Source organism: Lentzea sp. NPDC058436, from assembly GCF_042721515.1.
Taxonomy (GTDB): Bacteria; Actinomycetota; Actinomycetes; order Mycobacteriales; family Pseudonocardiaceae; genus Lentzea.
The window spans coordinates 97,826-123,072 of sequence record NZ_JBHXLF010000013.1; the positions used below are offsets into that span (position 1 = coordinate 97,826).

A 25,247-nucleotide genomic window follows, 5' to 3' on the forward strand; every position below is an offset into this window, starting at 1 on the left:
CAACTTCGGAGGTGATCGGTTTTGTGCGGTAGGTACGCCTCCACCAAGGACCCGGCGCTGCTGGCGGCCGAGTTCGACGCGGTGGACGGGACCGGCGACGAGGCACCGGGGGCGGACTACAACATCGCTCCCACCAAGCACGTCATGGCCGTGGTCGAGCGCAAACCGGAGGACGAGGAGCTGGAACGCAGCATCCGCGTCATGCGCTGGGGTCTCGTCCCGCACTGGGCCAAGGACCTGTCCGGCGCGGCCAAGATGATCAACGCGCGGGCCGAGACCGTGCTGAGCAAGCCCGCCTACAAGCAGTCGGCGACCAAGCGGCGCTGCATCATCCCCGCCGCCGGCTGGTACGAGTGGCAGCCGTCCGAGGGGCGCAAGCAGCCGTACTTCATGACGCTCGGGGACGACACATCGCTCGCGATGGCGGGCCTGTGGTCCGTGTGGTGGAAGGACGACGTTCCGACCGTCACGTGCGCTGTGCTCACCACGGAGTCCATGGGCGCGTTGACCGAGGTGCACAACCGCATGCCGTTGCTGCTGCCCCAGGACCGCTGGTCGGCGTGGCTCGACCCGGCGTCGCTCGACCCCTCGGAACTGCTGACGCCGGACATGTCGATCGTCGAGGCGCTTGAGCTGCGCCCGGTGTCGACCGATGTGAACAGCGTGAAGAACAACAACCCCTCCCTGATCGAACGCGCAGAGCTGTCGTGACGACGCTGTTGGTGGACACGCCGCACGGCCCCGCGCGGGCCTCCCTGCACTGTGCCCACGAACCGCGTGCCGCACTGCTGCTCGGCCACGGCGCCGGTGGGGGCGTCGAGGCTCCCGACCTGGTTGCCGCGTGCCACGCCGCCAACTCCGTCGGCGTGCACGTGGCGTTGGTCGAACAGCCCTACCGCGTCGCGGGCCGCCGTGCCCCGGCGCCCGCGAACCAGCTCGACACGGCCTGGCTGTCCGTGGTCGAGGACCTGGGCGAACGCTGGTTCGACGGCCTGCCCCTGGTGTTCGGGGGCCGGTCGTCGGGCGCGCGCGTGGCGTGCCGGACGTCGGTCGAGGGCCAGGCCGTGGCGGTGCTGTGCCTCGCGTTCCCCGTGCACCCGCCGGGCAAGCCGGAGAAGTCGCGGATGTCCGAGCTGGACGGCGTCGAGGTCGCCACGCTGGTCGTGCAGGGCGAGAACGACCCGTTCGGCCAGCCGGGACGCGCCAACCACCGCGAGGTGGTGCTGCTCAAGGGCGACCACTCGCTGAAGGCGTCCGTCGCGGACGTCGGCCGTTCGGTCGGCGAGTGGCTGGACCGCGTGCTGCGGCCCCTCGACTAAATCACCTGCTCGGCGCGGGTCTCGGCATTACTGTCCCGCCCCATGACCGTTCTCGATGAGCAGGGCAGGCCCGAACCGCCGATGGACGGCGACGAACTCGCGACCCTCAACGGGTTCCTGGAGTTCCACCGCGCCACCCTCGCGTGGAAGATCGGCGGGTTGACCGCCGGGCAACTCGCCCAGAAGACCGCGAAGTCCGAGATGACCCTCGGCGGCCTGGTGAAGCACCTCGCGTACGTCGAGCAGCAGTGGTTCCACACCGTGCTGCACGACCGCGAGCCGCTGGAGCCGTGGAAGAGCGTCGACTGGAAGGCCGACTACGACTGGGACTGGCACTCGGCCGCCGACCACACCGCCGAGGACCTGGTCGCGCTCTGGCAGGACGAGGTCGAACGCGCCCGCAAGGCCGTCGCGGAGGCGCTGGAGACCGGTGACCTCGGCCAACCGGCCAAGCGCGCGCCGTGGCGGGACGGCCGCGTGCCGAACCTGCGCTGGATCCTCACGCACATGATCGAGGAGTACAGCCGGCACAACGGCCACGCGGACCTGCTTCGCGAGGCCGTCGACGGGCAGACCGGCGAATAACGGTCCGGAGGCAACCTAACGCTCAGCGTGATCGTCATTTGGATACGTAAGGGCAATTCCCTTCGACACGTATTCAGGGGAGAACACGTGAACTCGTTGCGCAAGACCGCACTCGGCCTGGCCGGCGCCGCCCTCCTGTCCGCGGTGGTGCCCGCTGTGGCGTCCGCCGACGACACGCCCTGGTGCACGGGCGACGACCTGGTGATCACCGCCCACAACATGCGGTCGCCGTCGCCCGCCAGCAAGGCGCACCAGATCCTGTTCGCCGCCGCGGACGGGGTGTCCTGCCGGATCGGCGGCAGCCTGAGCGACGTGCGGTTCCTCGACGCCGACGGCGAGGACCTGGGCATCAACCCGGAGATGCAGAACGGCGACTACGTCGAGGTGCCGGTCGTCGAGTGGCGCGAGGCCGCCGTCTACGTCGCCTCGCAGATCCACGGTCCGCGGGTGACGCCCGCGTCCGTCCGCTTCACCCTGCCCGGCGAGAACGGTCCCGGTGACTCGGTCACCGTCGCGTGGCCGTCCAACCTCAGCCCGGTGGTCCGGTTCGGCAGTCTGACGGCTCCGGTCGGTTAGGACCTGATCGAGGCCACCACGGCACCGGTGAGCCGCACCAGTTCGGACGGCGCGATCTCCACTTCGAGCCCGCGCCGTCCGGCACTGCAGAACATCGTGTCGAACCCCAGCGCGGACTCGTCGACCACGACCGGCAGCCGTTTCTTCTGCCCCAGCGGCGAGATCCCGCCCGCGACGTACCCGGTGGCGCGCTCGGCGTCGGCCACGACGGCCATCTTCGCCTTCTTGCCCTTCAACGCCGCCGCGAGACCCTTGAGGTCGAGCTGCGCTGTCACCGGCACGACGCCGACCGCGAGCTTGCCGTCCACTTCGGCCACGAGGGTCTTGAAGACGCGCTCCGGCACCAGTCCGAGCGCCTCCGCCGCCTCCAGTCCGTACGACTCGTGGCGGGGGTCGTGCTCGTACGAGTGCAAGGTGTGCGCCACCCGCTGCTTGTCCAGCAGCGCTGTGGCGGGGGTCCCACGTCCGGCCATGCGGAATTACTACCAGCCCGTGCGTTGTTACCCAGAACGTGGCAACCAACATGCTTGAGCGGTCACGCGTAGAGTCAGTCCCGACCCAGAACCTGTGGGAAGGGAGCGCGGTGCCCGCCACCGGCACGACAGAAACGACGGCGGAGCGCGCTGCGCGGTTCGAGCGCGACGCCATGCCCATGCTCGACCAGCTGTACTCGGCGGCGCTGCGCATGACGCGCAACCCGGCTGACGCCGAGGACCTGGTGCAGGAGACGTTCCTGAAGGCCTACTCGGCGTTCGCGTCCTTCTCCGAGGGCACGAACCTCAAGGCGTGGCTCTACCGGATCCTGACGAACACCTACATCAACGGCTACCGCAAGAAGCAGCGCCAGCCGATCCAGCAGCCGACCGAAGAGATCACGGACTGGCAGCTGGCGCAGGCGGAGAGCCACACCTCGTCCGGGCTGCGCAGCGCCGAGGTCGAGGCACTCGACAACCTGCCCGACAGCGACGTCAAGGAAGCATTGCAGCGGTTGCCGGAGGAGTTCCGGATCGCGGTCTACCTCGCCGATGTCGAAGGCTTCGCGTACAAGGAGATCGCAGACATCATGGGCACCCCGATCGGTACGGTGATGTCCCGCCTGCACCGCGGCCGTCGCCAGCTCCGCGACATGCTGGCGGACGTCGCCCGCGACCGCGGGTTCCTCCGAGGCAGCAACGGAGACGCGTCATGAACTGCGGCGAACCCCACGACACCGACTGCTCAGAGGTGCTGAGCGAGGTCTGGCTGTTCCTGGACCAGGAATGCGACACGGGCCGGCGCGCGGCGCTGCAGACGCACCTCGACGAGTGCCACCCGTGCCTGGAGCAGTTCGGGCTGGAGGAGCACCTCAAGGCGCTGCTCGCCCGCAAGTGTGGTGGGGATTACGCCCCCGCGGACCTGAAAGCGCGCATCCGCGCGACGATCGTCACGATCCGCACCGAGGAGTAACTCACTCCGGCAAGACAAAAGGCCCTGGTCACCGTGGTGGTGTCCAGGGCCTTTCGCAGCACTCAGGCGTTGGGGCGCTTGCCTCGGTTGGCGCCGCCCTTTTTGCGGTCGCGGCGCTTGCGAGCACGCTTCGACATGGGTGTCTCCTAGGATCAGAACTGCTTCATCGTCCAGTTTCTCATGGAGGAGTTCTGAGCACGCTCACGGACCTTCTGGCCGAGCACACCAAGCTCTCCGGAGCCGCGGTCGACCACCTCCAGCTGGTCGTCGCCGAGTGGCAGCTCCTCTCGGACCTGTCGTTCGCGGACTTCGTCATGTGGGTCCCGCTGGAGGACGAGAAGTTCCTCTGCGTCGCCCAGGCCCGTCCCACGACGGCGCCGACGGCCCACCCCGAGGACGTCGTCGGCAGCGAGGTCGACTCCGACGAGCACCCGCAGCTGCGCCGGGCGATGGACGAGTCGCGGATCTGCCGCGAGGAGGACCCTCGCTGGCACCTCGGCGTGCCGGTCCGGCGCGAGACCATCCCCGTTCGGCTGGGCACGCAGGTCATCGCGGTGCTGAGCCGCAGCACGAACCTGGCCGTGCCGCGCGTGCCGTCGCCGTTGGAGATCTCGTACCTCGGCAGCGCCGCGGATTTGTGCCAGATGATCGCGGACGGCACGTTCCCCGCGCCCGAACCCTCGCCGGACGTGCACACCAGTCCACGCGTCGGCGACGGCCTGATCAGGCTCGACCCGTCCGGCGCCGTGGTGTTCGCGTCGCCGAACGCGCTGTCGGCCTACCACCGCATGGGGCACGCCTCGGACCTCGTCGGCGTGCACTTGGCGCCGTTGACGCGCAGCCTGATCGGCGACCCGTTCGACGCCACCGAGGTCGCCCAGCGCATCCGGCAGGCCCTGGACGGCCAGCCGTCGATGCGCATGGAGGCCGAGTCACGCCGTGGCGCCGCCGTGCTGTTCCGTTCCTTGCCCCTTCGGCCACGAGGGCAGGCCGCGGGCGCCATCGTGCTGTGCCGCGACGTCACCGAAGTGCGCCGTCGTGACCGTGCGTTGATGTCCAAGGACGCCACGATCCGCGAGATCCACCACCGGGTGAAGAACAACCTGCAGACCGTCGCGGCCCTGCTGAGGCTGCAAAGCCGCAGGTTGAGCAACCCGGAGGCGAAGGAGGCGCTCGCCGAGTCCGTGCGCCGTGTGACTTCCATCGCACTCGTCCACGAGACCCTGTCGATGTCGGTCGACGAGCGCGTCGACCTCGACGACGTGGTCGACAAGGTCATCCCGATGATGAGCGACGTGGCGGTCACCGAGACCCAGGTGAGCGTGCGCCGCGAGGGCGGCTTCGGCATCGTGCCGGCCGAGATCGCCACCCCGCTGGTGATGGTGCTGACCGAGCTCGTGCAGAACGCCTTCGAGCACGCCTACGCTCCTGGCCAGCGCGGGGAGGTCGTCGTGCACTCGGAGCGCTCGGCGAAGTGGCTCGACGTGACGATCACCGACGACGGCAAGGGCCTTCCGCAGGGTTTCTCCCTCGAACGCACCGATCGACTGGGTCTGCAGATCGTTCGGACCCTCGTCGATTCCGAATTGAGAGGCTCCTTGAGCTTGCGGCGACGGCCCCGAGGCGGTACTGAGGCGGTCCTGCGCGTGCCGCTCAGAGGGCGGCGCTAAACTAACGCCGTGCACACGTGACGATCAGCCTCAGCGGTCTCACGTGGTCATGCGGGAGGGTGTGCAAACAAAAGAAGAAGCCCGACACCTGGCACGGTGTCGGGCTTCTCCTTTATGAAGTTCTAGAGCTGTACTGCTTCGCTTTTAGAGGCGAACTGCCTGCTCAGGCGTTGCTGCGGGCGCGCGTGCGAGCGTTGCGGCGCTTGAGAGCGCGGCGCTCGTCTTCGCTCATCCCGCCCCAGACGCCGGCGTCCTGGCCGCTCTCGAGCGCCCACGCGAGGCAGTCGGAGACGACGGGACAACGACGGCAGACGGTCTTCGCCTCGGCGATCTGAAGCAGCGCGGGACCACTGTTCCCAACGGGGAAGAACAGCTCGGGGTCCTCGTCGCGGCAGATCGCGCGGTGGCGCCAGTCCATTGGAACTACTCCTCAGCTAGGCGCGCACAAGGGCACGCCGGTTGTCAGCGGTCGTTTTTGGGGTGCTTGTGAATGCTTTCACGAACGGCGGGGATGTCAAGGGGTAAGCACTGACCCGGTGAGTGAACTCACCCAAAAGATCGACAGCGTTCACCTGGGGTTTCACGCTCTGCTGTCACTCGACTGCAGTACATCCCGGCTGGGTACCGAGACGGTCACGAACCGGTAACGTAGTGTCAAGTTCCTTACAGGGCAACAGTCAGCGCGTCGGGAACCGCCCTGAACTCCACCGCGGTGGTCGTGCCGAGGAAATCTCCGTCGACCTGGAGGTTCGCAGGCTCCTCGCACTTCACTCTGACATAACCCACGTCATCACGCCGAACGAGTTTCGCGCTCTTCGGATTCCCCGTCGCGAGGACCTGGGCGATGTAGCGCCCGACGGTGGGTACCCGCAAAGTCCTCAGCGCACTCAGGCCGAGGCCGCCGTCGAACGACGTGCTCGGATTGAGCTGGATCGCCCTGTCGCCGAAGTACGTCCACGGGTCCGTGTTCGACACGAACACCATGCCGACGTCGTCGAACGTCTCGTCCGGCACCTCGACGGTGAAGTGCTGCGGCTTGCGCACGAGTCGTGAGTACGCCTTGAGCGCGACGCTCAGATAAAGAGCGGGGCTCGCGTTGCGGCCCTTGGCGCGTTTGTGCTCCACGCCCGCCACGACGTCGGCGTCGAGACCCATGCCGGCGTTGAAGGTGAACCAGCGGCCGTCCGAGATGACGTCCGCGAAGACCTGCCCGAGCCCGATGCGGCGCTTGGTGCCGTGCTCGATCGCCTGGAGCAGGACGTGCGTGGCCTCGACGGGGTCGCGCGGGATGCCGAGCGCGCCCGCGAAGACGTTGGCCGAACCGCCGGGCACCACGCCCAGCATCGGCTTGTCGGGGCGGGGGCCGGCGCGCAGCACGCCGTTGACCACCTCGTTGACCGTGCCGTCGCCGCCGTGGGCGATGACCAGGTCGAACCCGTCCTCGGCCGCACCGTGGGCGGCGTCCGCGGCATGGCCGCGGTAGGAGGTCTCGATGACCTCCAGCTTCACGTCGCTGGCCAGTGCGTGCGCGAGAACGTCACGGCCCGCCGGCGTTGTTGTAGTCGCCTGCGGGTTCACCACGAGAAGAGCGCGCACTACTTGAGAGTAGGACAATGCGTGACCGTTCGCGGTTCGCATGTCCTCCCTCAGGGTGGCCTCAGCCTCACGAAAGTGGCGCAAATCTCCCTTCTGTCGCACCGCGTCCCACCTCGCAGCCGAGTGCACCCCGGACGACCGCCGGCTCGCTGAAGGCCCCTTGATCTTCCCGCGCGGGGCGTGCTTCCAGAGCCCTCCAACCGGGTGGCATACGATCCGTGACCAGGTACAGAACGTGAGGGAAGGCCTTCCGTGACCACTCAGACCCAGGCGCCACCGCGCCCGGTGCGCATCGCGTCCGCGCTCGCCTTCGTGCAGGGTCTGGGCGGGATCGCGCTGGCAGGCGCGCTCGTCATCCGGGTGATCGGCGGGGCGACGCCCGCGGGCCCGATCCTCGGTGCCGCCGGTGTGCTCGTGCTCTGGTTCGGCGGGGCGCTCCTCGCGACCGTCCTGTTGTTCCGCGGCCACCACGGCGCGCGCACGCCCGTGATCGTCACGCAGCTCCTGCTGCTCGGCTGCGCCTGGTACGCGTACGGGCCGTCGGAGCAGCAGCTGCTCGGCTCGCTGGGCGGCATCTACTGCGTCGTCGTGCTCGTCCTGCTGTTCACGAACGAGGGCCGCAAGTGGGCGATGGGCTTCGATGACGAATCGGAAGTCGACAAAGCCGACTAACGGAGGGTGGTCAGCCTCACACGAAGGAGTGAAGCTGTGCGTGGTTGCTTAACCACTCCCTGCACTCACGAGGTGACCAACCATGCGTGTCATGACCGCGATCGCGGGCGCCTTCCTGGCGGCGCTTTCCTTCGCCCCTGTTACCGCCACGGCGGCTCCGGAGAACCCGGACATGCAGCCGATGATCATCGGCGGCAGCTATGCCCAGAACTTCCCGTACGCCGCCCGCCTGTTCTTCAACGGGCGGGAGAACTGCTCCGCCACGAAGATCGCACCTCAGTGGATCCTGACCGCTGAGCACTGCGTCGCAGGCAGCGGCACGTACACGTTCCGCGCGGGCAGCCTGGACCAGACGTCGGGTGGCCAGCTCGTCACGGCCAACCAGATCATCAAGCACCCGTCCGCCGACCTGGCGCTGGCGCGTGTCTCGACGACGCTGTCCGGTCCGTTCTCCCCGCTCGGCACGACGTCCGACGTGGCCAACGGCGGCACCGTGCAGCTCTACGGCTGGGGTGCCACGTGCACCAACCAGCCGGAGATCAACTGCCAGTCGCGCTACCTGAAGGTCGCGAACACCCGCGTCACGTCGGTCAACGGCAGTGACTACCGCGGTGGCCGCGCGGTCGCCGTCACGCGCGTCGACGGCATCGCCGCCGGTGGCGACTCGGGTGGCCCGATGTTCTCCAACGGCAAGCAGGTCGGCGTCGCCTCGACGTCGGACCGCGCGACCCGGTCCAACTACACCCACGTCGGCGCCTACCGCACCTGGATCCGCCAGTACGCGGGCGTCTGACACACAGCTTGACCAGCGGTAACCCTGCGATGGCCCTCGGCTCCGGCCGGGGGCCATCACCCTGCGTGTTCACTAATGGTGGATGGACACGAACGGAGTAGCCGGTTACCGTGCCCCCAGCGTTCGCGCCGCTCGGGAGCAGGGTGAGGTGCGCAGTGCAGGACGGCCCGAAGCGGGTGACGACAAACGGCGATTCCGAACGCCCAAATCTGGCTCGCCTGTTCGACTACTACCTCGGCGGGGCGCACAACTTCGCGGTTGACCGCGAGGTCGCCGAGGAGAGCATCAGGAAGTACCCCGTCGCCGAGATAGCGCGGATGATCAGGTCGTTCTCCCGCCGCGTGGTGCGCCTGTGCGTCGAGGAGCACGGCATCCGGCAGTTCCTCGACCTGGGCAGCGGCATCCCGACCGCCGGCAACGTCCACGAGGTCGCCCAGTCGCTAGACCCGTCGTGCAACGTCGTCTACGTCGACCGCGACCCGGTGACCGTCGCCCACGCCCGCACGATGCTGCGCGACAACCTCAACGCCGCCATCGTGCAGTCCGACATCGGCGACGTCGGCGCGGTGCTGAGGCACCCGGAGACCCGTCGCCTCCTCGACTTCACGCAACCGACCGCCGTGCTGATGGTCGGCGTCCTGCCGTACGTCACCGACGAGCCCGCGGGCGTCGTTGCGCGCTATCGGGCCGCGTTGTCCGAGGGCAGCATTGTGGCGTTGACGCATCTCACGAAGGACATGGAGCCGGAGCTCGTCGACGAGCTGGTCGGCCTCGCGGACGACATGGGCCTCGACCTCGTGCCCCGGTCCAAGCAGGACGTCGAGGACTTCCTCTGCGGGCTGAAGCTGCTGGAGCCCGGACTGGTGCTCGCGGCCCACTGGCGTGCTGACGGGGAGCTCCCGGGCGCGTCCGCCGCCGCCGACGCGTCCACCTACGGCGCTGTCGGGATGGTCTGAGTCCTCAAGCAACGGCGAAGGCCGGGCCCGGAGCAACAGGGGTGGCTCCAGACCCGGCCTCGACGTGGTGCGGGAGTGTCAGCCCCGGTACGCGGCCTGCTGGCCGGCCAGAGCCGCCGGGCCGCGGTACTGCGCGCCACCGAACGCGATGATCGCGTAGCCGATGAGGCTGAACAGCCACAGGCCGACGACGCCGAAGACGGTGTCCTTGGCGAAGGACTTCGCGATGTCGATCGACACGATCAGCGAGATCACGATGTTCACGACCGGGATCAGCAGCAGCACGAGCCACCAGCCCGGACGACCGGCGATCTTCAGCCAGACGTAGATGTTGTAGATCGGGATGATCGCCGCCCAGCCGGGCTGACCGGCCTTGGTGTTGACCTTCCACATGATGATGATGCCGATCACCGCGAAGATGAGGCTGATCACCAGGAAGACGCCGGAGACGGCGGCAGCTGCGTTCGGGTCGATTGTGGTCGGGTCAGTACCCACGGTCTTTCCTTCTTTCCACGCTTGCTTGTGCCGGGGGATCGGCGAGCGGGGACGCTGCCAGCACCATGGACCCGTCCTCAGTGGATTTCCCGTTTCGTGAGCCTTTTGAGACCTTCCGTCAACCTTCAGAGTGAAGAGCCGAGCCTGACCAGCGCTTCGTCCGCGACGCGCATCGTCGTCCACTCGTCCATCGGCATGGCGCCCAAGGACTTGTAGAACCCGATGCTCGGCTCGTTCCAGTTGAGCACCCACCACTGCAGCCGGGTGTATCCCCTGGTGATGCACTCCTGGGCAAGCGCTTCCAGCAACTGCTTCCCGAGGCCCTTGCCACGCTGGTCCGGCGTGACGTAGAGATCTTCGAGGTAGATGCCGTGCACGCCGTCCCACGTCGAGAAGTTGAGGAACCACAACGCGATGCCGACGACCCGACCGTCCACTTCGGCCACGTGGCCGAACAGCGCGGGGCTCTCGGTGAACAGCGCGGTGTGCAACTGTTCCGAGGTGAGGTGGCACTGCTCGGGCGCCTTCTCGTACAGCGCCAGCTCGTGCACCAGCCCGACGACCGCGTCGACGTCACGCGGTTCCACCCGCCGGATCATCACACCTCCCAGGCAGGCACGTTGAGCCTGCGCACCTGCGGGTCGCCCCGCTCGTCGCCCAGCTGGCAGATGCCGGCCGGGTCCAGTCCGAAGTGGACGCCCTGGTCGGGCGCGAGACCGAGCCACGCCGCGATCAGCACGCGGCTGAAGTGCCCGTGACCGACCAGCACCACGTCACCGCCGGGCAGGATCTTGCGCACCTCGCCGAGCACCTTGCGCGCCCGCTCCTGCACCTCCGCGTGCGTCTCGCCGTTCGGCATCGGGTGCGTCCACACCGTCCAGCCGGGCACGCGCTCGCGGATCTGCGGCGTGGTGATGCCCTCGTAGTCGCCGTAGTCCCACTCGGCCAGGTCCTCGGTCGTGGCGCCGACCTCCAGCCCGGCCAGCGCGGCCGTCCTGGTGGCGCGCTGCCGGGGACTCGTCAGCACGAGCGCCGGCGCCTGGTCCGTGCCTCTGAGCCGGGCGAGCACAGCGCCCGCCCGGCGTGCCTGCTGCTCGCCCTCGGGCGTCAGCTCGATGTCAGTGCGTCCCGTGTGCCTGCCGCTCTCGGACCACTCGGTCTGGCCGTGGCGCAGCAGGTAGAGGTGGGTGCTCACCTGTTCGATGTTAGGGAGTGACGGGGAGCACGTTTGGGGCAGCACGCGATCGAGGTACTCGACCCGCCATGACCGCCGAGCACCCCGACCACGGCGCCCCCGACGAAGTCGACGCCCAGGAGATCCGCGAGGCGTTCGGCGTCCGCGTGGCCCGCATCCGGGCGGAGCTGACCTCGACGTGGAACAAGCTGAGTCAGAACGAGCACACGACGGACGGCCGGGAGGGCTGAGGCCCCGCCCCTGGGTGGCGAAATCCCGCGCATGCCGAAGAGCGGTGAAATTTCGGCTGAGTTCACGATGCCGGCGCGTCGCCGGGGCCGGGTGTTTTCCCGGGAAATGTGCGGGTGGCCGTACCGGCGGCTCCGGTGGACCTGTCGGACCGGCGCTTATTCGTCTTTCGACGAGCCGTTGGGCTGAACGGCCCAATACGCACGTCGGGTCTTTGTTTTACATGGCAGATTCAGCGCGGAATTCCTCGCAACGTGCTGCGAGGCGTCGATAGAACGGAGTGGATCCTTTCTTAGGGGGACCCACACATGCGCCGTGCTGTCGCGTTTCTGCTACCTGTCCTGCTGGCCGCGGTACTACCGGCGCTGCCCGCGTCGGCCGCGCCGGAACCACCATCCGGCTGGACCGTCTCCGGGAACGTGGTCAGATGGACCGCCTCCGCGCCGATGCCGCTGCTCGACGCGGGCGTGGAGTTCTGGGAGGGCGACCGGTTCCTCGGGCGCGCCCGCGAGTCGGCCGACCTGCGCAGCTTCACGGTGCAGGCCGAGCTGGAGGACCCCGCCGCGTTGCAGGTGCGGTCGGCGGGCAAGCGGCTGGACGTCGTCGAGCCGTCGGTGCCCGGTCTGTCCGCGGCCGAACTGCCCGCGTTGCTGCCGCAGGCGGACGTGGATCCCGGCACGCCGGGGCCGTACGCCACGACCAGCGGTGAGTACGCGCTCGACCCGATCCGGCTGCCCGAGTACGCGGCGCCGGTCGAGATGGAGGCCGTCGTGGTCGCGCCGCAGGGTGCGCCCGGTCCGCGGCCGCTCGTGCTCTTCCTGCACGGCAGGCACTTCACGTGCTACAGCAAGTCGGATCCGAACCGGATCGCGATGGAGTGGCCGTGCTCCAGCGGGTTGACGGCCGTGCCGAGCCACAAGGGGTACCTGAAGGCGCAGCGGTTGCTGGCGTCGCAGGGATATCTGACGGTGTCGATCTCCGCCAACGGTGTCAACGCGCAGGACGCGCTGACCGCCGACGCCGGTGCGCAGGGGCGTTCGTCGCTGGTGCGCCACCACCTGGCGAAGTGGGCTGACTGGTCCGCTGGCCAGGGTTCCGTGCCCGGTGGGGTGCCGGCCGACATGACGAACGTGCTGCTGGTGGGCCACTCCCGCGGTGGTGAGGGTGTCAACCGCGCCGCGACCGACAGCCTCGCGCCGCCGCCCGGTGACACCGGGTTCAGCGGGCCCGTGCGCTGGAACATCCGCGGTGACGTACTGATCGGCCCCACGATCTTCGGTCACAACCCGGCGCCGGACGTGCCCTCGGTGACGTTCCTGCCCGGCTGCGACGGGGATGTGTCCGACCTGCAGGGGCAGATGTTCGTGGACCAGACGCGCGGCCTGAGCCGCGGCGAGGCGTTGCACAGCGCGCTGTACATGATCGGTGCGAACCACAACTACTTCAACAGCGAGTGGACGCCCGGCCAGGCGGAGGCGCCGGCGTCCGACGACTTCTGGCCCGGCCAGCAGCCCGACCCGGTGTGCACGCCCGGCACGGCGACCCGGCTGACCGCCGACCAGCAGCAGACCATGGGCGCCACGTACGTCGCCGCGTCCGCCCGGCTGTTCCTCGGACGTGACGAGTCCGTGCTGCCGTTGCTCGACGGCTCCGGCGTGCGCGCGCCGTCCGCCGACCCCGCCCGCGTTCTCTCGCACGCCATCGGTGGCGCCCGCAAGTCGTTCGTCGTGCCCGGCGGTTCCACTGCCGTGTCCGGCAGCGCGCGCGTCTGCCAGCAGACGTCCCGTGACGTCGCGGTCGGGTGCAGCACCGCGCGGTCGCCGCACTTCGTCGGCTTCCGCGGTGCGGTGGCGCAGCCCGAACGCCTCGCGGTCGCGCTGAAGTGGTCGGCCGCGGGGCAGGCCGGTGTGGTCACGCCGGCCGAACCGGTGTCGCTGAACGGTTCGCGCGAACTGGCGTTGCGCCTGGCCGTTCCGGCGAACGCGGCGGCGTCCAAGTTCGGCGTCGCGCTGACCGACCACAACGGACAGAAGCACTCGCTCGGGTCGGTGTCGGTGACCGGGCTTCCCGGTACCGATCGCACGACTTCTTTGTGGGCGCAGGAAGTCCGTGTGCCGCTTCCATCCGGTGTGGACAGCTTCGCCTCGCTCGAACTGGTTCCCGAGGCCGCGTCCGGTGAGGCGTGGTTGATCGACGCCCACGGCTGGGACAAGGGCCTCGTTCCGCTGAACCCGACGCAGCTGCCCAGGGTCGACGCCGTCGTCAACGCCGTGGACGAGGGCGATTCCGGCACCCAGACCCACAACATGGTCGTCACCGCGACCGGTGACGGGACCCGTGTGATCCGGCTCTTCTACACCGACCCGGTGACCAAGCAGCCCACGACGAAGCTCGTGACGTTGCAGACGGGCCAGGACCGCGCCGAGGTCCCGGTGACCTACACCGCCAACACCAGGTGGAGCGGGGACGTCCGCTACCCCGTGTCGGTGCAGGCGATCTCCAACGCGGTGGTCGGGTCCGCGACCGGCGGACTGCTGGTGCGCAACGACGACCCGGCGCCGAAGGTCACGGTCACGCCCGTCGCCGACAGCGTCAAGGAGGGCGGCGCGCTGAAGTGGAGGCTGACGCTGTCCGAGACCGCCGACTCGGCGTTCGCCGTCCTGGGCGCACCGGTGGCACCGGCCTCCGGCACCGAACTGTCCACAACGGACGTCAACGCCCAGTGGCTGCTGCGCAACTCGGGTGAGGAGGCGTTGCCGTCGCGGCCGTTGTCCGCGACCGGGCTCACGCTCTACACCTTCGTCCCGGCGGGCCAGACCTCCGTCGAGTTCGAGGTGCCGACCATCACCGACACCGAGGCGGAGGGCGAGGAGCAGGTCAGGCTGAAGTTCGAGGGGCAGTCGCCGACCGGCGTCAGCTTCGAGGTGACCGGCAAGGTCACTGAGGCGGTGTGACCGCGCGCGGGTGGTCGTCGTTCTGACGGCCACCCGCCGTCCAACTGCTGAGCAGGCGCAGCTTCTCCTCCGACGGCGATCCGGTGTCGGCGCTGTAGACGACGATGGTCTGCCCCTGGGCGTCCGGCAGGCGCAACGTCTGCCAGTTGAGCCGCAGGTCGCCGACGGCCTCGTGGAAGAAGCGCTTGACGCCGTGCTGGTGCTCGGACAGCCGGTACGTCGCCCACATGCCCGCGAACTCCTCCGACCGCGTGCTCAGGTCGCCGACGATCCGGGACAGGGCGTCGTTGTCGCGGCCGGGGATGACCGACGCGCGCAACGTGGCCACGATGTCCGAGGCGATCTCGGTCCAGTCGCGGTAGACGACGCGGGCGCGGGGGTTCAGGAACATCCACCTGGCCAGGTTGCGGTCCTCGACCGGCATGGCCTCGAAGTCGTCCAGCAACGCCCTGCCCGCGTGGTTGATGCCGAGGATCTCCAGGTACGGCCCGTGGATGACGGCGGGCACCTCCATGGCGCGGATCATCGACTGCAGCGCGGGCCTGGCTCGCGGAATGCCGGCCGGGCGGGACGGCTCGGACTGCAGCAGCGAGGCGAAGTAGCGGCTCTCGACGTCGTTGAGCCGCAACGCCCGCGCGACCGCGGAGGCCACCTGCTCGGAGACGTTCCTCGCGCGGCCCTGTTCGAGCTTCACGTAGTAGTCGACGCTGACCCCGGCGAGGATCGCGACCTCCGCCCGGCGCAGGCCCTTGACCCGGCGGGCCGTGGTGGCGGCGGGCAGGCCGACCTCCTCCGGCGACAACGCCGCGCGGCGTGAGGTGAGGAAGTCGCCGAGTTCGTCACCGCTGGTCATGAGATCGAGTATGGCCGTGGTGGCGGCGGGTCGGCAGCTCCTGGGTGGTACTGCCGGAGCCACGACGAGAGGTACCAGTTCTCCCCTTCGAATCGGGGTCGCGGTGGGACGTAATGGAAAGCGTCAACCACGTCCTGATGAGGAGAACACCGTGTCCGTTTGGTTCGTCACCGGAGCGTCCCGAGGCCTGGGTCTGGAGATCGTGAAGGCCGCGCTGACGCGGGGTGACTCGGTGGTGGCCACCGCCCGCGATCCCCGTGCGATCGAAGAGGCGCTCGGCCACTCCGACACCCTGCTCGCGCTGCCCCTCGACGTCACGTCCCAGGAGCAGGCCGACGCTGCCGTGCGGGCGGCGGTCGCCCGGTTCGGCGGCATCGACGTCCTCGTGAACAACGCCGGCCGCGGCCTGGTCGGCGCCGTCGAGGAGACCAGCGACGCCGAGGCCCGCGCGGTCTTCGACATCAACGTCTTCGGCCTGCTGACCGTCCTGCGCGCCGTCACGCCGGTCATGCGCGCCGCCCGGAACGGCCGCATCCTCAACATCAGCTCGACCGGCGGCGTCGTCGCGTGGGCGGGCTGGGGCGTCTACAGCGCAACGAAGTTCGCGCTCGAAGGCATCACCGAGGCCCTGCGCCTCGAACTCGCGCCCCTCGGCATCCAGGTCACCTCGGTGCAGCCGGGCCCGCTGCGCACGGACTTCCTCGCCTCGTCGTCGCTCGGCCAGGTGGAGCGGGTGATCGACGACTACGCCACGACGGGCGGCGCGTCCAGGGAGTGGGCCGGGGAGAACCACGGCCTGCAGGAGGGCGACCCGGTGAAGGCAGCGGAGGCGGTCCTGACGGTCGCGGGGCTGCCCGAGATGCCCGCGCGGCTCCCGTTGGGCACCTCCACGCTGACCGACATCCGCACGAAGATCGCGGCCGTCGGCGCAGACCTGGAGACCTGGCAGGAGCTCTCGCGCTCGACCGACGTCGTGCCCGCCTGACCACACCCGCCGCCTATGCTCCACGCGAGCAAGGGCGGCGTTGTGGAACCGGGGGCGGCACATGGGCAGGGGCGTCTTCCTGCTGGTCGTCGCGGCCCTGCTCGTCTACCTCGTGACGCCGGACCCGTCCCCGCGGAGCTGGACGACGCAGGCCGCCGAGATCCACCAGACCGAGGCCGCGCTCACCTCGGACGGCGTCACGCTGCCCCACCGCGAGTGCGCCACGCCGCAACCGGTCGCCGCACACCCGGCCCCGGTCGCCGCACCCCGCCCCGCGGAACGCAGCCGCCCCGCGGCCCACCGTTGCCCCCTGAGCCTCCTGCAGGTCCTACGACGCTGATCGGTCGCGCCCACGACCCCAGCCCCTCAAGACCTGAAGGAAACCTCGTGAACCTGGGCACCATCGGCCAGGCGGCAGGCCTGTTCGCCGTCACCAACATCGACGACATCGTGATCCTGGCGCTCTTCTTCGCCCAGGGAGCAGGCCACGCGGCCACGACCCGCAACGTCCTGCTGGGCCAGTACCTCGGCTTCGCCGGCATCCTCGGCGCCGCGGTGGCAGCGGCGTTCGGCGCCACCTTCCTGCCCGCCGCGGCCCTGCCGTACCTCGGCCTGCTGCCCCTGGCCCTCGGCATCAGGGCGGGCGTCCAGGCGTGGCGGCACCGCGACGACACCGAGGAGGAACGGTCGGCGGAGGGCGGCGCTCCGGGGATCCTCGCGGTCGCCTCCGTCACCTTCGCCAACGGAGGCGACAACATCGGCGTGTACGTGCCGGTCTTCGCCACCGCGGGCACCGGCGGCATGGCCGTCTACGTGGTCGTGTTCCTGCTGCTGGTCGCCGTGTGGGTGGCGGCGGGCCGCTTCTTCGCCACGCGCCCGGCCGTCGCGCGGGCGTTGTCGAAGTGGGGCCACGTGCTGCTGCCCGTGGTGCTGATCGGCATCGGCGTGCTCATCCTCGTCGAGGGTGGCGCGTTCGGGCTGTAGAACGACGAACGGCGCCGCCCCCTGCCCAGGGGAGCGGCGCCGTTCGAGACCTGAGAAGGGCTCAGCCCTGCTTGGTCTCCCAGAAGATCTTGTCGATCTGGGCGATCAGGTCGAGAAGAGCCTGACCCGAAGCCGGGTCCATCGAACCCTTGGTGCCCGACGCACCCGCGGCCTTGGTGGCGCGGTTGAACAGGTCGTGCAGCTCGGGGTACTTCTCGAAGTGCGGCGGCTTGAAGTAGTCCGTCCACAGCACCCACAGGTGGTGCTTGACGAGCTCGCTGCGCTGCTCCTTGATCAGGACGGCGCGCTCCCGGAACTCCGGGTCCTCGTTGGCCTGGTACTTCTCCTGGACCGCCTTGACCGACTCGGCCTCGATGCGGGCCTGCGCGGGGTCGTAGACACCGCACGGCAGGTCGCAGTGCGCGGTGGCTTCGACGCGCGGGCGGAGAATGCGCGACACGAGTCGCATCGTTCCTCCCAGAAATGAAAAGACAGTGGATGCTCCGACAGGTAGGACCCTACTCCGGCGGACCGAAGGGTGATCGTTGAGACCGCGTCTCTCCACCGTGCTCGTCAAGGGGCCGTCGATGGTCCCTGCCCTGCGCGACGACGACATCGTGCTGGTCAGGTGGGGTGCGACGCCCCGGCCGGGGCAGGTCGTGCTCGTGAAGTGGGCCAGCCGGCCGGACCAGCTGTCGGTCAAACGTGTCTCTCATCAAGTGGACGGCGGGTGGCACGTGGTGGGCGACAACCCGTTCGCCAGCACGGACTCCGAGCACCTCGGACCTGCGGAGGTGCTCGGAGTCGTCAAAGCTCGACTATGGCCGAGGCCTGCTTTCAGGCTTTGAGGGACGCGTACAGCGCGAGGCAGTCCTCGTAGCGCGGCAGGACGCCGGCCTCGTAGGCCTCGGCCAGGGTGGGGGCGGAGGTGTCCTTCTCCGACAGCTGGAACTCGAGCTCGCGCGGCCACGGGAGGTCCAGCGCCGGGTCGAGCGGGGTGAGGCCGTGTTCGCCGGTCGGGTTGTAGACGGTGGAGCAGAGGTAGTTCATCGTCGTGTCGTCTTCGAGGGCGATCATCGCATGGCCCAGGCCCTCGGAGAGGTAGACGGCGTTGCACTTCGTCGAGTTGACGAGCACGGCCTCCCACTGGCCGAAGGTGGGGGAGCCGACGCGGATGTCGACGATCACGTCGATGAACGAGCCGCGCGGGCAGAAGACGTACTTCGCCTGGGACGGCGGGACGTCCGCGTAGTGGATGCCCCGGATCGTCCCCGCGCGGGAGACGCTGTGGTTGGTCTGGGCGACGCGGAGGGGGTGCCCGACCGCCTCGACGAAGGCCGCCTCCTGGTACGGCGAGACGAACACGCCTCGGTCGTCGGGAAATGTCCGAGGGGTGAACTCGAACGCGCCGTCAATTTTCAGCGAACTCGCCAGCATGTCCGTCACTCTAAGGCGTCAATCTTCTTGAACGATTGGGTGCTTCCTGCCTGCAGAAACTGACCGGTCGGTTCAGAAAACCGGACGGACGTCTTGCTACATGCCCTCTGACCTGCGGAAAAAGTGTGATCCCCGCCGCAGACAGCGCCGCGCGACCCTGCCACACTTCCGTCACCCGCAGCACTCGGGCGGTTCAACGGTGGAAAACTCACTGGTGAAGTCGACCGAGTTTCAAGGCCCCGTGTACCCGGCGTGACAACGCTGGGCCGGTGCGCCGTTTGGTGATGAGCCCAAGTTGGGGCAAATACGCCGCCCGCACCGCAGGAGGGACCCCGTGACAGCAGTGAACGAAGCCCGTACCGAGAACTCGGATCCGACTCAGTTGACGGATGACGAGATCTTCAACGCGCACCTGGGCGGGAAGCTCGAGGTCGGTGCGACCGCCTCGCTCGCTGACCCGAAGGCGCTGTCCATCGCCTACACGCCCGGTGTCGCCCGAGTGAGCAAGGCCATCGCGGAGGACGCGTCGCTGGCCGCGAAGTACACGTGGGCGCACCGCCTGGTCGCCGTCGTCAGCGACGGCACGGCGGTGCTCGGTCTCGGCGACATCGGCCCGAGCGCGTCGCTGCCCGTCATGGAGGGCAAGTCGGCTCTGTTCAAGACTTTCGGCGGCCTCGACTCCATCCCGCTCGTGCTCAACACGACGGACGTGGACGAGATCGTCGAGACGCTCGTCCGGCTGCGCCCGTCGTTCGGCGCGGTCAACCTCGAGGACGTCTCCGCGCCGCGCTGCTTCGAGCTGGAGCGGAAGCTGATCGAGGCGCTCGACTGCCCGGTCATGCACGACGACCAGCACGGCACGGCCGTCGTGTCGCTGGCCGCGCTCAACGGCGCGAACGAGGTGCTCGGCAAGAACATCGGCGACCAGCGGGTGGTCATCTCCGGTGCGGGCGCCGCGGGCATCGCGATCGCCAAGATCCTCATCGCGGCCGGCGCCGGTGACATCACGCTGCTCGACTCGCGCGGCATCGTCCGCACGGGCCGCGCCGGTCTCAACCCGGTCAAGGAAGAGATCGCGGCCGTCACCAACCGGTCGAACCTCGACGGCGGCATCGACGTGGCCCTGCGCGGCGCGGACGTCTTCATCGGCGTGTCGTCGTCCAAGGTGTCCGAGGACCTCATCGCGAGCATGGCGAACGGCTCGATCGTCTTCGCGCTGTCGAACCCGGACCCCGAGGTGCACCCGGAGGTCGCCGCCCGGCACGCCGCGATCGTCGCGACCGGCCGCAGCGACTTCCCGAACCAGATCAACAACGTGCTCGCGTTCCCCGGCATTTTCCGCGGGGCTCTCGACGCGGGTGCGCGACGGATCACGGAAGGCATGAAACTCGCCGCCGCGGATGCCATTCTCGCGGTCGCGAAGGATGATTTGGGCCCAGACCGAATTGTTCCCTCGGCATTGGACCCGCGCGTCGGACCCGAGGTCGCGGCGGCTGTGGCCCTGGCCGCGAAGGCCGACGGCGTCGCCTGATCACGCTCTCCTATTCGCCACCGATTTGCATCTTCACGGAGACCGGAACCACGAACGTGGCTTTTCGTTAACCCGTGCAGGGGTGGGCGATGACGCTCTGAAGCGCTACCGTCCCTCTCCTCGGGTGTTCACCCGAGGAGAGGGTTCGTGTTTGCCGCCGTTCGGGTGCCGTTGTCGTGTCCACCCGAATTGCCGCGGGCGGTGAATGCGGGAGAGGGTGGGTCGGTGCCCAAGTGGGTGGGACGGGCGACGGTGGTGAACGGCCGTGCACGGACGGCTGCGAAACCTCCGATGACGCTCGACGGGCTGACGCTGCCCGATGCGCCGTCGTTGCTGGTCGACGTCAAGGGCGTCGTGATGCAGGCGAATCCCGCCGCCGTGGAGCTCGCGGCCGCGCAGGGAGCCGACGACCTCGTCGGGCACCCGCTCGGTGAGCTGCTCCTGGGCAACTCCTCCGACCTGCGGCTGTTGCGCGCGGACGGCTCCGAACTGCCGGTGCGCGTCGCCCGGCACGCCGTACCGGGAACGGGCCTGCAGGCCGTTCTGCTGATCGACGTCTCCGACCTCGCCTCCGCCGCGGACGCGTTGCGCGACGAGCAGCGCCGGCTGCGCAAGGTGCAGCGGGTCGCCGAGCTGGGCTCGTGGGAGTTCGACCCGAGCACCGGCCTGACCGTCTGGTCGGACACGCACTACGGGCTCCTCGGCCTCGAACGCGGCACCGTGGTGCCCGGCGCGCAGGCCGTTCTCGACGTCGTGCACCCGGACGACTACCACATGGTCGAGACGTACTGGCACGGTCGCGAGATCACCGGCGACCCCATCGACATCGAGTACCGGATCGTCCGTCCCGACGGCCAGCTGCGGTGGATCCGCGGCGTCGCCGAGGCGAAGCTCGACGACGCGGGCTCCCTGGACAAGATCACCGGCTACATCCGTGACATCACCGAGGCCAAGCGCGCGGCCAGCGAGCTCGCCCAGGAACGGGCGCGGCTGCTGGAGGCGCAGCGCATCGCCCGCATCGGCAGCTGGGCGTACGAGACGGGCACGCGCGCCGTGCACCGCAGCGAAGTGCTGGTGGAGATGTTCGCCGAGCTCGGCATGACGCCGGACGAGGACCTGCTCAGCGGCGTGCACCCGGACGACCGCGAGGCCGTCAAGGAGCTGCGGCACCGGCTGCTGCACACCTCCGACGACGCCCCGGTCGAGATCGAGGTCCGCAGCGAGATCGGCGACCGCGTCTACATGTGCCGGGCACGCGCGGAGATCTCGCCGTCCGGCCGCATCGAGCGCTACCACGGCACCATCCAGGACGTCACCGAGGCGCGCGCCCTGGAACGTCAGATGCGCGAGGACCGCCGAAGACTGGCCGACGCGCAGCAGGCGGCCCGCCTCGGCATGTGGGAGTGGAACCCCTCGTCCGGTGCCGTCGTGTGGTCGGACATGCTGAGCGAACTCTTCGGCGTCGCGGGCGAGGCCGTGGGCAGCTACGAGGCCTACCTCGAACTGGTGCACCCCGAGGACCGCAACTGGGTCGACGACCTGTGGCGTCAGCTCGCCGTCGACGAGGTCGCCGTGCAGTGCGAACACCGCGTGGTGCGACGCGACGGCTCGATGCGGATCTTCCGCTGCCACGGCATGATCGTGCACGACCCGCACGGCAAGCAGCTGGCCGTCGGCACCGCGCAGGACGTCACCGAGCAACGCGCCGCCGAGGCGCGCATGAAGCGTTCGTCGCAGCGCTTCACCGACCTCGTGTCCGTGACGCCCGTGGGCATCGGCCTGTTCGACGAGGGCGAGCGCCTGGTCGACGCCAACGACGCGTTGTGCGACCTGCTCGGCATGGAGCTGGAACAGCTGCGAGGCATGACCGCCGAGCAGCTCACCCACCCCGAGGACACCTCGCCGGGTCTGCAGTGGGCCGCCGAGCGCACGCAGAAGATCCCGCAGCGCATCCTCGTGCGCCCGGACGGCGAGAAGGTCTACTGCGAGCTGCACATCGCGCTGTCCGTGCAGGACGACGGCCGCAGGTTCTGGCTGATCGTGTTCCTGGACATCACCGAACGCCGCCGCGCCGCCGAGGCGTTGCGCCACCAGGCGACGCACGACGAGCTGACCGGCCTGCCGAACCGCGCGCTGGTGAAGGAGATCCTCGGCAAGCTGCTCGACGGCCCCGGCCGCGCGAAGGTCGCCGTCTTCTTCTGCGACATCGACAACTTCAAGCGCGTCAACGACTCTCTTGGCCACGACGCGGGCGACGAACTGCTCGTGGCGCTGGCAAGGCGGCTGGAGGGCGGCCTGCCGGAAGGCTGCACCGCCGCCCGCCTGTCCGGTGACGAGTACGTGATCATCTGCGACGACATCGACTCGGTCGGCGGCGTCGACGCCCTGGCCACGCGGGTCGCCTCGTTGCTGCGCACCGCCGTTCCGGTGCACGGCCAGCTCGTCCGGGTCTCGGCCTCGATCGGCGCGGCCGTCCCGAACGGCTCGCGCGCCAACGGTGCCGACCTCCTGCGGTTCGCGGACGCCGCGATGTTCGAGGCGAAGCGCGCCGGCGCCGGACGGGTTTCGCTGGCCTCCGCCGCGCTGATCGCGTCCGCAGACCGCCAGGTGCACCTCGAAGGCCAGCTGCGCGAGGCCCTGCAGCACGACGGACTGGCGTTGCACTACCAGCCGGTCGTCGGCGTCGACGGCGCCGTGCTGACCGCCGAGGCCCTGGTGCGCTGGCCGCACCCGGACCGCGGCCTGCTGCCCCCGGACGTGTTCCTGCCGGTCGCCGAACAGGGCGACCTGATGCGCGAACTGGACCGCTGGGTGCTGCGCACGGCGTTGAAGGAGGCCGCGACCTGGCCCGCGCCCGACGGCCGCCCGGTGTCCGTCGCGGTGAACCTGGCCGGCCTGGTGCCGGGCGATCCCGAGTTCGTCGACATCGTGTCGACCGCGATCATGGAGTCCGGCGTCCCGTGGGAACGCGTGGTGCTGGAGCTCGTCGAGACGGCGTTCGTCGACCTGCCGTCCCGCGTCCGCCAGTCGATGGACGAGCTCGTGAAGCGCGGCGTCCAGTTCGCGGTGGACGACTTCGGCACCGGCTACTCGTCGCTGGCCCGCCTGAAGGACCTGCCGGCGCAGATCATCAAGGTGGACCGGCGCTTCGTCTCCGGCGTGGGCAACGACTCCTCGGACTTCGCCGTGGCCCGTGCCGTCGTCGACATGGCGCGTGCGATGGGACGCAAGTGCGTCGCGGAGGGTGTGGAGACCGCGACGCAGTTCCACGTCCTGCGCGGTGTCGGGGTGGACGCGTACCAGGGGTGGCTGTTCTCGCGTCCGGTGCCGCCCAAGGAGTTCCGGGCCGTCCTAGCCCTCGGGCCGCTCCACATACCGCGCGCTGGCTGAGATCTCCGGCAGCAGCGCCGCGATGCGGTGCTTCGGCAGGTCGATCAACCGCAGCTCCAGGTCCTCCGCGGCCGCGGCGGCGTTGTCGATGATCTCCGCCGCCTGCTTCTTGGTGAGCAGGCCCTGGGACGCGGTGATCAACGCTTCGCGCCAGGAGTTGCGGAGCTTGCCGTGCGCCTTCATCAGAACCTCGCGGACCGTGCGCTCGCCCAGCGACAGCGTTCCGGTGAGGACCTGATCGGCGACGACGATCGTGGTCCTGGCATCTGGGTTGTTGCGCAGGAACTTCAACTTGAACCGGGTCCGCACCAGCTCCTGCAGTTCCTTCTGCCCCGCCTCCGACGACACCGCCGGGTGGTTGTTCGGCACGAGGCACGCCAGCCGCGCGGGGGAGGACGCCAGCAACGTCCGCAGCAGCCACGGGCCCGGATCCGCGGACAGGTCGACGGCCAGCGACGCCGCGCCCTTGCCCACCGGTTCGGCCCAGCCGGCGGCGCGCGGCTTCGGCGGCGGTGAGGACTCGGGGCGCGGAGCCAGTTCGGACAACGCGGCGAGAGCCTCCTGCGAAGGCCCGGACGACTCGACGGACTGCGCGCCGTGCGTGTAGATCCGCGTGCCACCCGACACCGCGCGGCGGCCCGTGGGCCGGCAGACGTACAGATCCGCGGCCGAGCCGATGGCCTGCGCGCCGTCGAACCGGTGGAACGCGGGCAGGATCGCCTCGAACACCAGCCCGAGCTTCTGCAGCTCCTGCTGCACCTTCAGGCCGAGAGCGGGCGTGCGGTCGGAAAAGCCGTACGCAAGGAGGATTCGCCCGGACGCGATGTCCTCCAACGCCTCGATGCCGCGTCCGGCGAACAGGCCGATGCCCTCCGGCGTGTAGGGCGGGTCGCTGAAGACGAGGTCCACGGATTCGAGCACGGACTGGGGCAGCCCGAAACGCATGTCGCAGTGCAACGTCCGGATGTCGAGGCCGCGTGTCTCTGCGCGCGAGTCGATGAACTCCAGCAGGCGCTCGTCGAGGTCCACGACCGTGATCGACACGTGCGGGTTGACAGCGGCGACGGCCAGCGACGTCAGGTCGTGGTCGCCCAGGCACAGCAGGCGCTTGCCCTTCAGGTCGTACGTGGAGTTCAGCCACACAGCGCGGTTCAGCGCCGTTTCCGCCGTCGCCTGAACGTGGTCCAACGAGGACAACGGCGGTGGCACGTCCGCGATGTCCACGAGGATCTGCCGCAGCACGTCGGTGTGGTCGCGAACGCCGGAAACGCCGAACTCCGCGCGGTAGGAGGCGACCAGGCCGGGGGCGATGCGGTAACGATCGCCTGAAGATTCCGCGTCGTCACCGAGGGCCTTGAGCAGGTCCTGCACGGTGCGGCGGGGCACGGCGGGCAGGCGCACGAGCTCGGCCAGCGGGTGCCAGTCCTCGCTGAGCAGGGACAACACTTCGCGGAGTTTGCGGGCGTGCACGCCGCGCTCCGCCACCACCTGCCGAACCTGGTCGATCGTCACAAGCGGTAGACCATACGGCCTTCCGGGCGCCTGACCGCCTGAAGGGCCCGGCGGCCGCTCGTCACGGCAC

General features: G+C 69.4%; 29 protein-coding genes. 18 read left to right on the top strand and 11 right to left on the bottom strand.

Translation table 11 applies throughout. From position 1 onward, the window contains the following. The first annotated feature begins 21 nt into the window (after positions 1-21). The 4 genes from ACFWN2_RS33200 to ACFWN2_RS33215 all read left to right on the top strand — a co-directional run bounded on the left by ACFWN2_RS33200 (position 22) and on the right by ACFWN2_RS33215 (position 2,480). Positions 22-711 (top strand): SOS response-associated peptidase, encoded by a 690-nt coding sequence (locus ACFWN2_RS33200; protein WP_382434213.1) that lies wholly within the window; start codon positions 22-24, stop codon positions 709-711. After that, entirely contained in the window at positions 708-1,319 is a 612-nt protein-coding gene (locus tag ACFWN2_RS33205; protein ID WP_382434215.1) for an alpha/beta family hydrolase, read from the top strand. The genes ACFWN2_RS33200 and ACFWN2_RS33205 overlap by 4 nt, the downstream gene beginning before the upstream one ends. 42 nt (positions 1,320-1,361) lie before the next feature. Further along, positions 1,362-1,904, top strand: coding sequence for a DinB family protein (locus tag ACFWN2_RS33210; RefSeq protein ID WP_382434216.1), 543 nt, complete (start codon positions 1,362-1,364; stop codon positions 1,902-1,904). Between the two features lie 87 nt (positions 1,905-1,991). Beyond that, positions 1,992-2,480 carry a hypothetical protein gene (locus ACFWN2_RS33215; protein WP_382434217.1) on the top strand — a complete coding sequence of 163 codons (489 nt, stop codon included), beginning with the start codon at positions 1,992-1,994 and terminating at the stop codon, positions 2,478-2,480. Here the strand turns inward: ACFWN2_RS33215 and ybaK are convergent. Then, complete coding sequence (ybaK, locus tag ACFWN2_RS33220; RefSeq protein ID WP_382434218.1) at positions 2,477-2,953, bottom strand: Cys-tRNA(Pro) deacylase; 477 nt, start codon at positions 2,951-2,953, stop codon at positions 2,477-2,479. The two genes, ACFWN2_RS33215 and ybaK, sit on opposite strands and share 4 nt — an antisense overlap. 50 nt (positions 2,954-3,003) lie before the next feature. Here ybaK and ACFWN2_RS33225 point away from each other — a divergent pair, with 50 nt between their 5' ends. Both ACFWN2_RS33225 and rsrA read left to right on the top strand, forming a co-directional pair. Next, on the top strand, positions 3,004-3,669 hold the full coding sequence (locus ACFWN2_RS33225; RefSeq protein WP_382434220.1) for a sigma-70 family RNA polymerase sigma factor: 666 nt from the start codon (positions 3,004-3,006) through the stop codon (positions 3,667-3,669). Beyond that, positions 3,666-3,926 carry a mycothiol system anti-sigma-R factor gene (gene rsrA, locus ACFWN2_RS33230; protein ID WP_382434221.1) on the top strand — a complete coding sequence of 87 codons (261 nt, stop codon included), beginning with the start codon at positions 3,666-3,668 and terminating at the stop codon, positions 3,924-3,926. The genes ACFWN2_RS33225 and rsrA overlap by 4 nt, the downstream gene beginning before the upstream one ends. Before the next feature lie 62 nt (positions 3,927-3,988). Here rsrA and ACFWN2_RS33235 read toward each other — a convergent pair whose 3' ends face one another. After that, positions 3,989-4,063, bottom strand: a complete 75-nt coding sequence (locus tag ACFWN2_RS33235) for a 50S ribosomal protein bL37 (protein WP_369809028.1) — start codon at positions 4,061-4,063, stop codon at positions 3,989-3,991. Positions 4,064-4,117: 54 nt separating this feature from the next. Here ACFWN2_RS33235 and ACFWN2_RS33240 point away from each other — a divergent pair, with 54 nt between their 5' ends. After that, positions 4,118-5,596 carry a histidine kinase N-terminal domain-containing protein gene (locus tag ACFWN2_RS33240; RefSeq protein WP_382434323.1) on the top strand — a complete coding sequence of 493 codons (1,479 nt, stop codon included), beginning with the start codon at positions 4,118-4,120 and terminating at the stop codon, positions 5,594-5,596. A 163-nt stretch (positions 5,597-5,759) separates the two neighbouring features. On the opposite strand, the gene ACFWN2_RS33245 is transcribed toward ACFWN2_RS33240, so the two are convergent. Together ACFWN2_RS33245 and ACFWN2_RS33250 are read right to left on the bottom strand one after the other, a co-directional pair. After that, positions 5,760-6,014, bottom strand: coding sequence for a WhiB family transcriptional regulator (locus ACFWN2_RS33245; RefSeq protein ID WP_015104912.1), 255 nt, complete (start codon positions 6,012-6,014; stop codon positions 5,760-5,762). Positions 6,015-6,259: 245 nt separating this feature from the next. Then, positions 6,260-7,192 (bottom strand): diacylglycerol/lipid kinase family protein, encoded by a 933-nt coding sequence (locus ACFWN2_RS33250; protein ID WP_382434222.1) that lies wholly within the window; start codon positions 7,190-7,192, stop codon positions 6,260-6,262. 252 nt (positions 7,193-7,444) lie between these two features. Here ACFWN2_RS33250 and ACFWN2_RS33255 point away from each other — a divergent pair, with 252 nt between their 5' ends. From ACFWN2_RS33255 to ACFWN2_RS33265, 3 genes are all read left to right on the top strand, one after another. Next, positions 7,445-7,864 (top strand): hypothetical protein, encoded by a 420-nt coding sequence (locus tag ACFWN2_RS33255; RefSeq protein ID WP_382434223.1) that lies wholly within the window; start codon positions 7,445-7,447, stop codon positions 7,862-7,864. Between the two features lie 91 nt (positions 7,865-7,955). Then, the gene (locus ACFWN2_RS33260; RefSeq protein ID WP_382434325.1) at positions 7,956-8,657 is read left to right on the top strand and encodes a S1 family peptidase; all 702 of its coding nucleotides are present in this window, start codon (positions 7,956-7,958) and stop codon (positions 8,655-8,657) included. Between the two features lie 143 nt (positions 8,658-8,800). Beyond that, positions 8,801-9,613 carry an SAM-dependent methyltransferase gene (locus ACFWN2_RS33265; RefSeq protein WP_382434224.1) on the top strand — a complete coding sequence of 271 codons (813 nt, stop codon included), beginning with the start codon at positions 8,801-8,803 and terminating at the stop codon, positions 9,611-9,613. A gap of 78 nt (positions 9,614-9,691) precedes the next feature. On the opposite strand, the gene ACFWN2_RS33270 is transcribed toward ACFWN2_RS33265, so the two are convergent. The 3 genes from ACFWN2_RS33270 to ACFWN2_RS33280 form a co-directional block, all read right to left on the bottom strand. After that, positions 9,692-10,108, bottom strand: a complete 417-nt coding sequence (locus tag ACFWN2_RS33270) for a DUF5684 domain-containing protein (protein WP_382434225.1) — start codon at positions 10,106-10,108, stop codon at positions 9,692-9,694. 125 nt (positions 10,109-10,233) lie between these two features. Next, positions 10,234-10,707, bottom strand: coding sequence for a GNAT family N-acetyltransferase (locus tag ACFWN2_RS33275; RefSeq protein WP_382434226.1), 474 nt, complete (start codon positions 10,705-10,707; stop codon positions 10,234-10,236). Then, the gene (locus ACFWN2_RS33280; protein WP_382434227.1) at positions 10,707-11,303 is read right to left on the bottom strand and encodes a histidine phosphatase family protein; all 597 of its coding nucleotides are present in this window, start codon (positions 11,301-11,303) and stop codon (positions 10,707-10,709) included. Before ACFWN2_RS33280 ends, ACFWN2_RS33275 begins: the two co-directional genes overlap by 1 nt. 68 nt (positions 11,304-11,371) lie before the next feature. Here ACFWN2_RS33280 and ACFWN2_RS33285 point away from each other — a divergent pair, with 68 nt between their 5' ends. Then, the gene (locus ACFWN2_RS33285; RefSeq protein ID WP_382434228.1) at positions 11,372-11,533 is read left to right on the top strand and encodes a hypothetical protein; all 162 of its coding nucleotides are present in this window, start codon (positions 11,372-11,374) and stop codon (positions 11,531-11,533) included. A gap of 306 nt (positions 11,534-11,839) precedes the next feature. Further along, a complete protein-coding gene (locus tag ACFWN2_RS33290) occupies positions 11,840-14,485 on the top strand; it encodes an alpha/beta hydrolase family protein (protein WP_382434230.1) in 2,646 nt (881 codons plus the stop codon). Here the strand turns inward: ACFWN2_RS33290 and ACFWN2_RS33295 are convergent. Then, positions 14,469-15,338, bottom strand: a complete 870-nt coding sequence (locus ACFWN2_RS33295; protein ID WP_382434231.1) for a helix-turn-helix domain-containing protein — start codon at positions 15,336-15,338, stop codon at positions 14,469-14,471. The genes ACFWN2_RS33290 and ACFWN2_RS33295 overlap by 17 nt on opposite strands. A 151-nt stretch (positions 15,339-15,489) precedes the next feature. Here ACFWN2_RS33295 and ACFWN2_RS33300 point away from each other — a divergent pair, with 151 nt between their 5' ends. The 3 genes from ACFWN2_RS33300 to ACFWN2_RS33310 all read left to right on the top strand — a co-directional run bounded on the left by ACFWN2_RS33300 (position 15,490) and on the right by ACFWN2_RS33310 (position 17,307). Further along, positions 15,490-16,323: an oxidoreductase gene (locus ACFWN2_RS33300; RefSeq protein WP_382434232.1), complete on the top strand. Its 834-nt coding sequence runs from the start codon at positions 15,490-15,492 to the stop codon at positions 16,321-16,323. A 61-nt stretch (positions 16,324-16,384) separates the two neighbouring features. Then, positions 16,385-16,663, top strand: coding sequence for a hypothetical protein (locus tag ACFWN2_RS33305; RefSeq protein WP_382434233.1), 279 nt, complete (start codon positions 16,385-16,387; stop codon positions 16,661-16,663). 47 nt (positions 16,664-16,710) lie between these two features. Beyond that, a complete protein-coding gene (locus ACFWN2_RS33310) occupies positions 16,711-17,307 on the top strand; it encodes a cadmium resistance transporter (RefSeq protein ID WP_382434234.1) in 597 nt (198 codons plus the stop codon). A gap of 61 nt (positions 17,308-17,368) precedes the next feature. Here the strand turns inward: ACFWN2_RS33310 and sodN are convergent, their stop codons facing one another. Further along, positions 17,369-17,776 (bottom strand): superoxide dismutase, Ni, encoded by a 408-nt coding sequence (gene sodN / locus ACFWN2_RS33315; RefSeq protein ID WP_030476597.1) that lies wholly within the window; start codon positions 17,774-17,776, stop codon positions 17,369-17,371. 76 nt (positions 17,777-17,852) lie between these two features. Between sodN and ACFWN2_RS33320 the strand changes: the two genes are divergently transcribed. Continuing rightward, a complete protein-coding gene (locus tag ACFWN2_RS33320; RefSeq protein ID WP_382434235.1) occupies positions 17,853-18,155 on the top strand; it encodes a S24 family peptidase in 303 nt (100 codons plus the stop codon). On the opposite strand, the gene ACFWN2_RS33325 is transcribed toward ACFWN2_RS33320, so the two are convergent. After that, positions 18,145-18,744, bottom strand: a complete 600-nt coding sequence (locus ACFWN2_RS33325) for a dTDP-4-dehydrorhamnose 3,5-epimerase family protein (protein WP_382434237.1) — start codon at positions 18,742-18,744, stop codon at positions 18,145-18,147. The two genes, ACFWN2_RS33320 and ACFWN2_RS33325, sit on opposite strands and share 11 nt — an antisense overlap. Before the next feature lie 334 nt (positions 18,745-19,078). Between ACFWN2_RS33325 and ACFWN2_RS33330 the strand changes: the two genes are divergently transcribed. After that, the gene (locus ACFWN2_RS33330) at positions 19,079-20,275 is read left to right on the top strand and encodes an NADP-dependent malic enzyme (protein WP_382434238.1); all 1,197 of its coding nucleotides are present in this window, start codon (positions 19,079-19,081) and stop codon (positions 20,273-20,275) included. Between the two features lie 225 nt (positions 20,276-20,500). Next, the gene (locus ACFWN2_RS33335; protein WP_382434239.1) at positions 20,501-23,665 is read left to right on the top strand and encodes an EAL domain-containing protein; all 3,165 of its coding nucleotides are present in this window, start codon (positions 20,501-20,503) and stop codon (positions 23,663-23,665) included. Here the strand turns inward: ACFWN2_RS33335 and ACFWN2_RS33340 are convergent. Beyond that, complete coding sequence (locus ACFWN2_RS33340; protein ID WP_382434327.1) at positions 23,627-25,171, bottom strand: bis-aminopropyl spermidine synthase family protein; 1,545 nt, start codon at positions 25,169-25,171, stop codon at positions 23,627-23,629. The two genes, ACFWN2_RS33335 and ACFWN2_RS33340, sit on opposite strands and share 39 nt — an antisense overlap. Positions 25,172-25,247 lie beyond the last annotated feature (76 nt).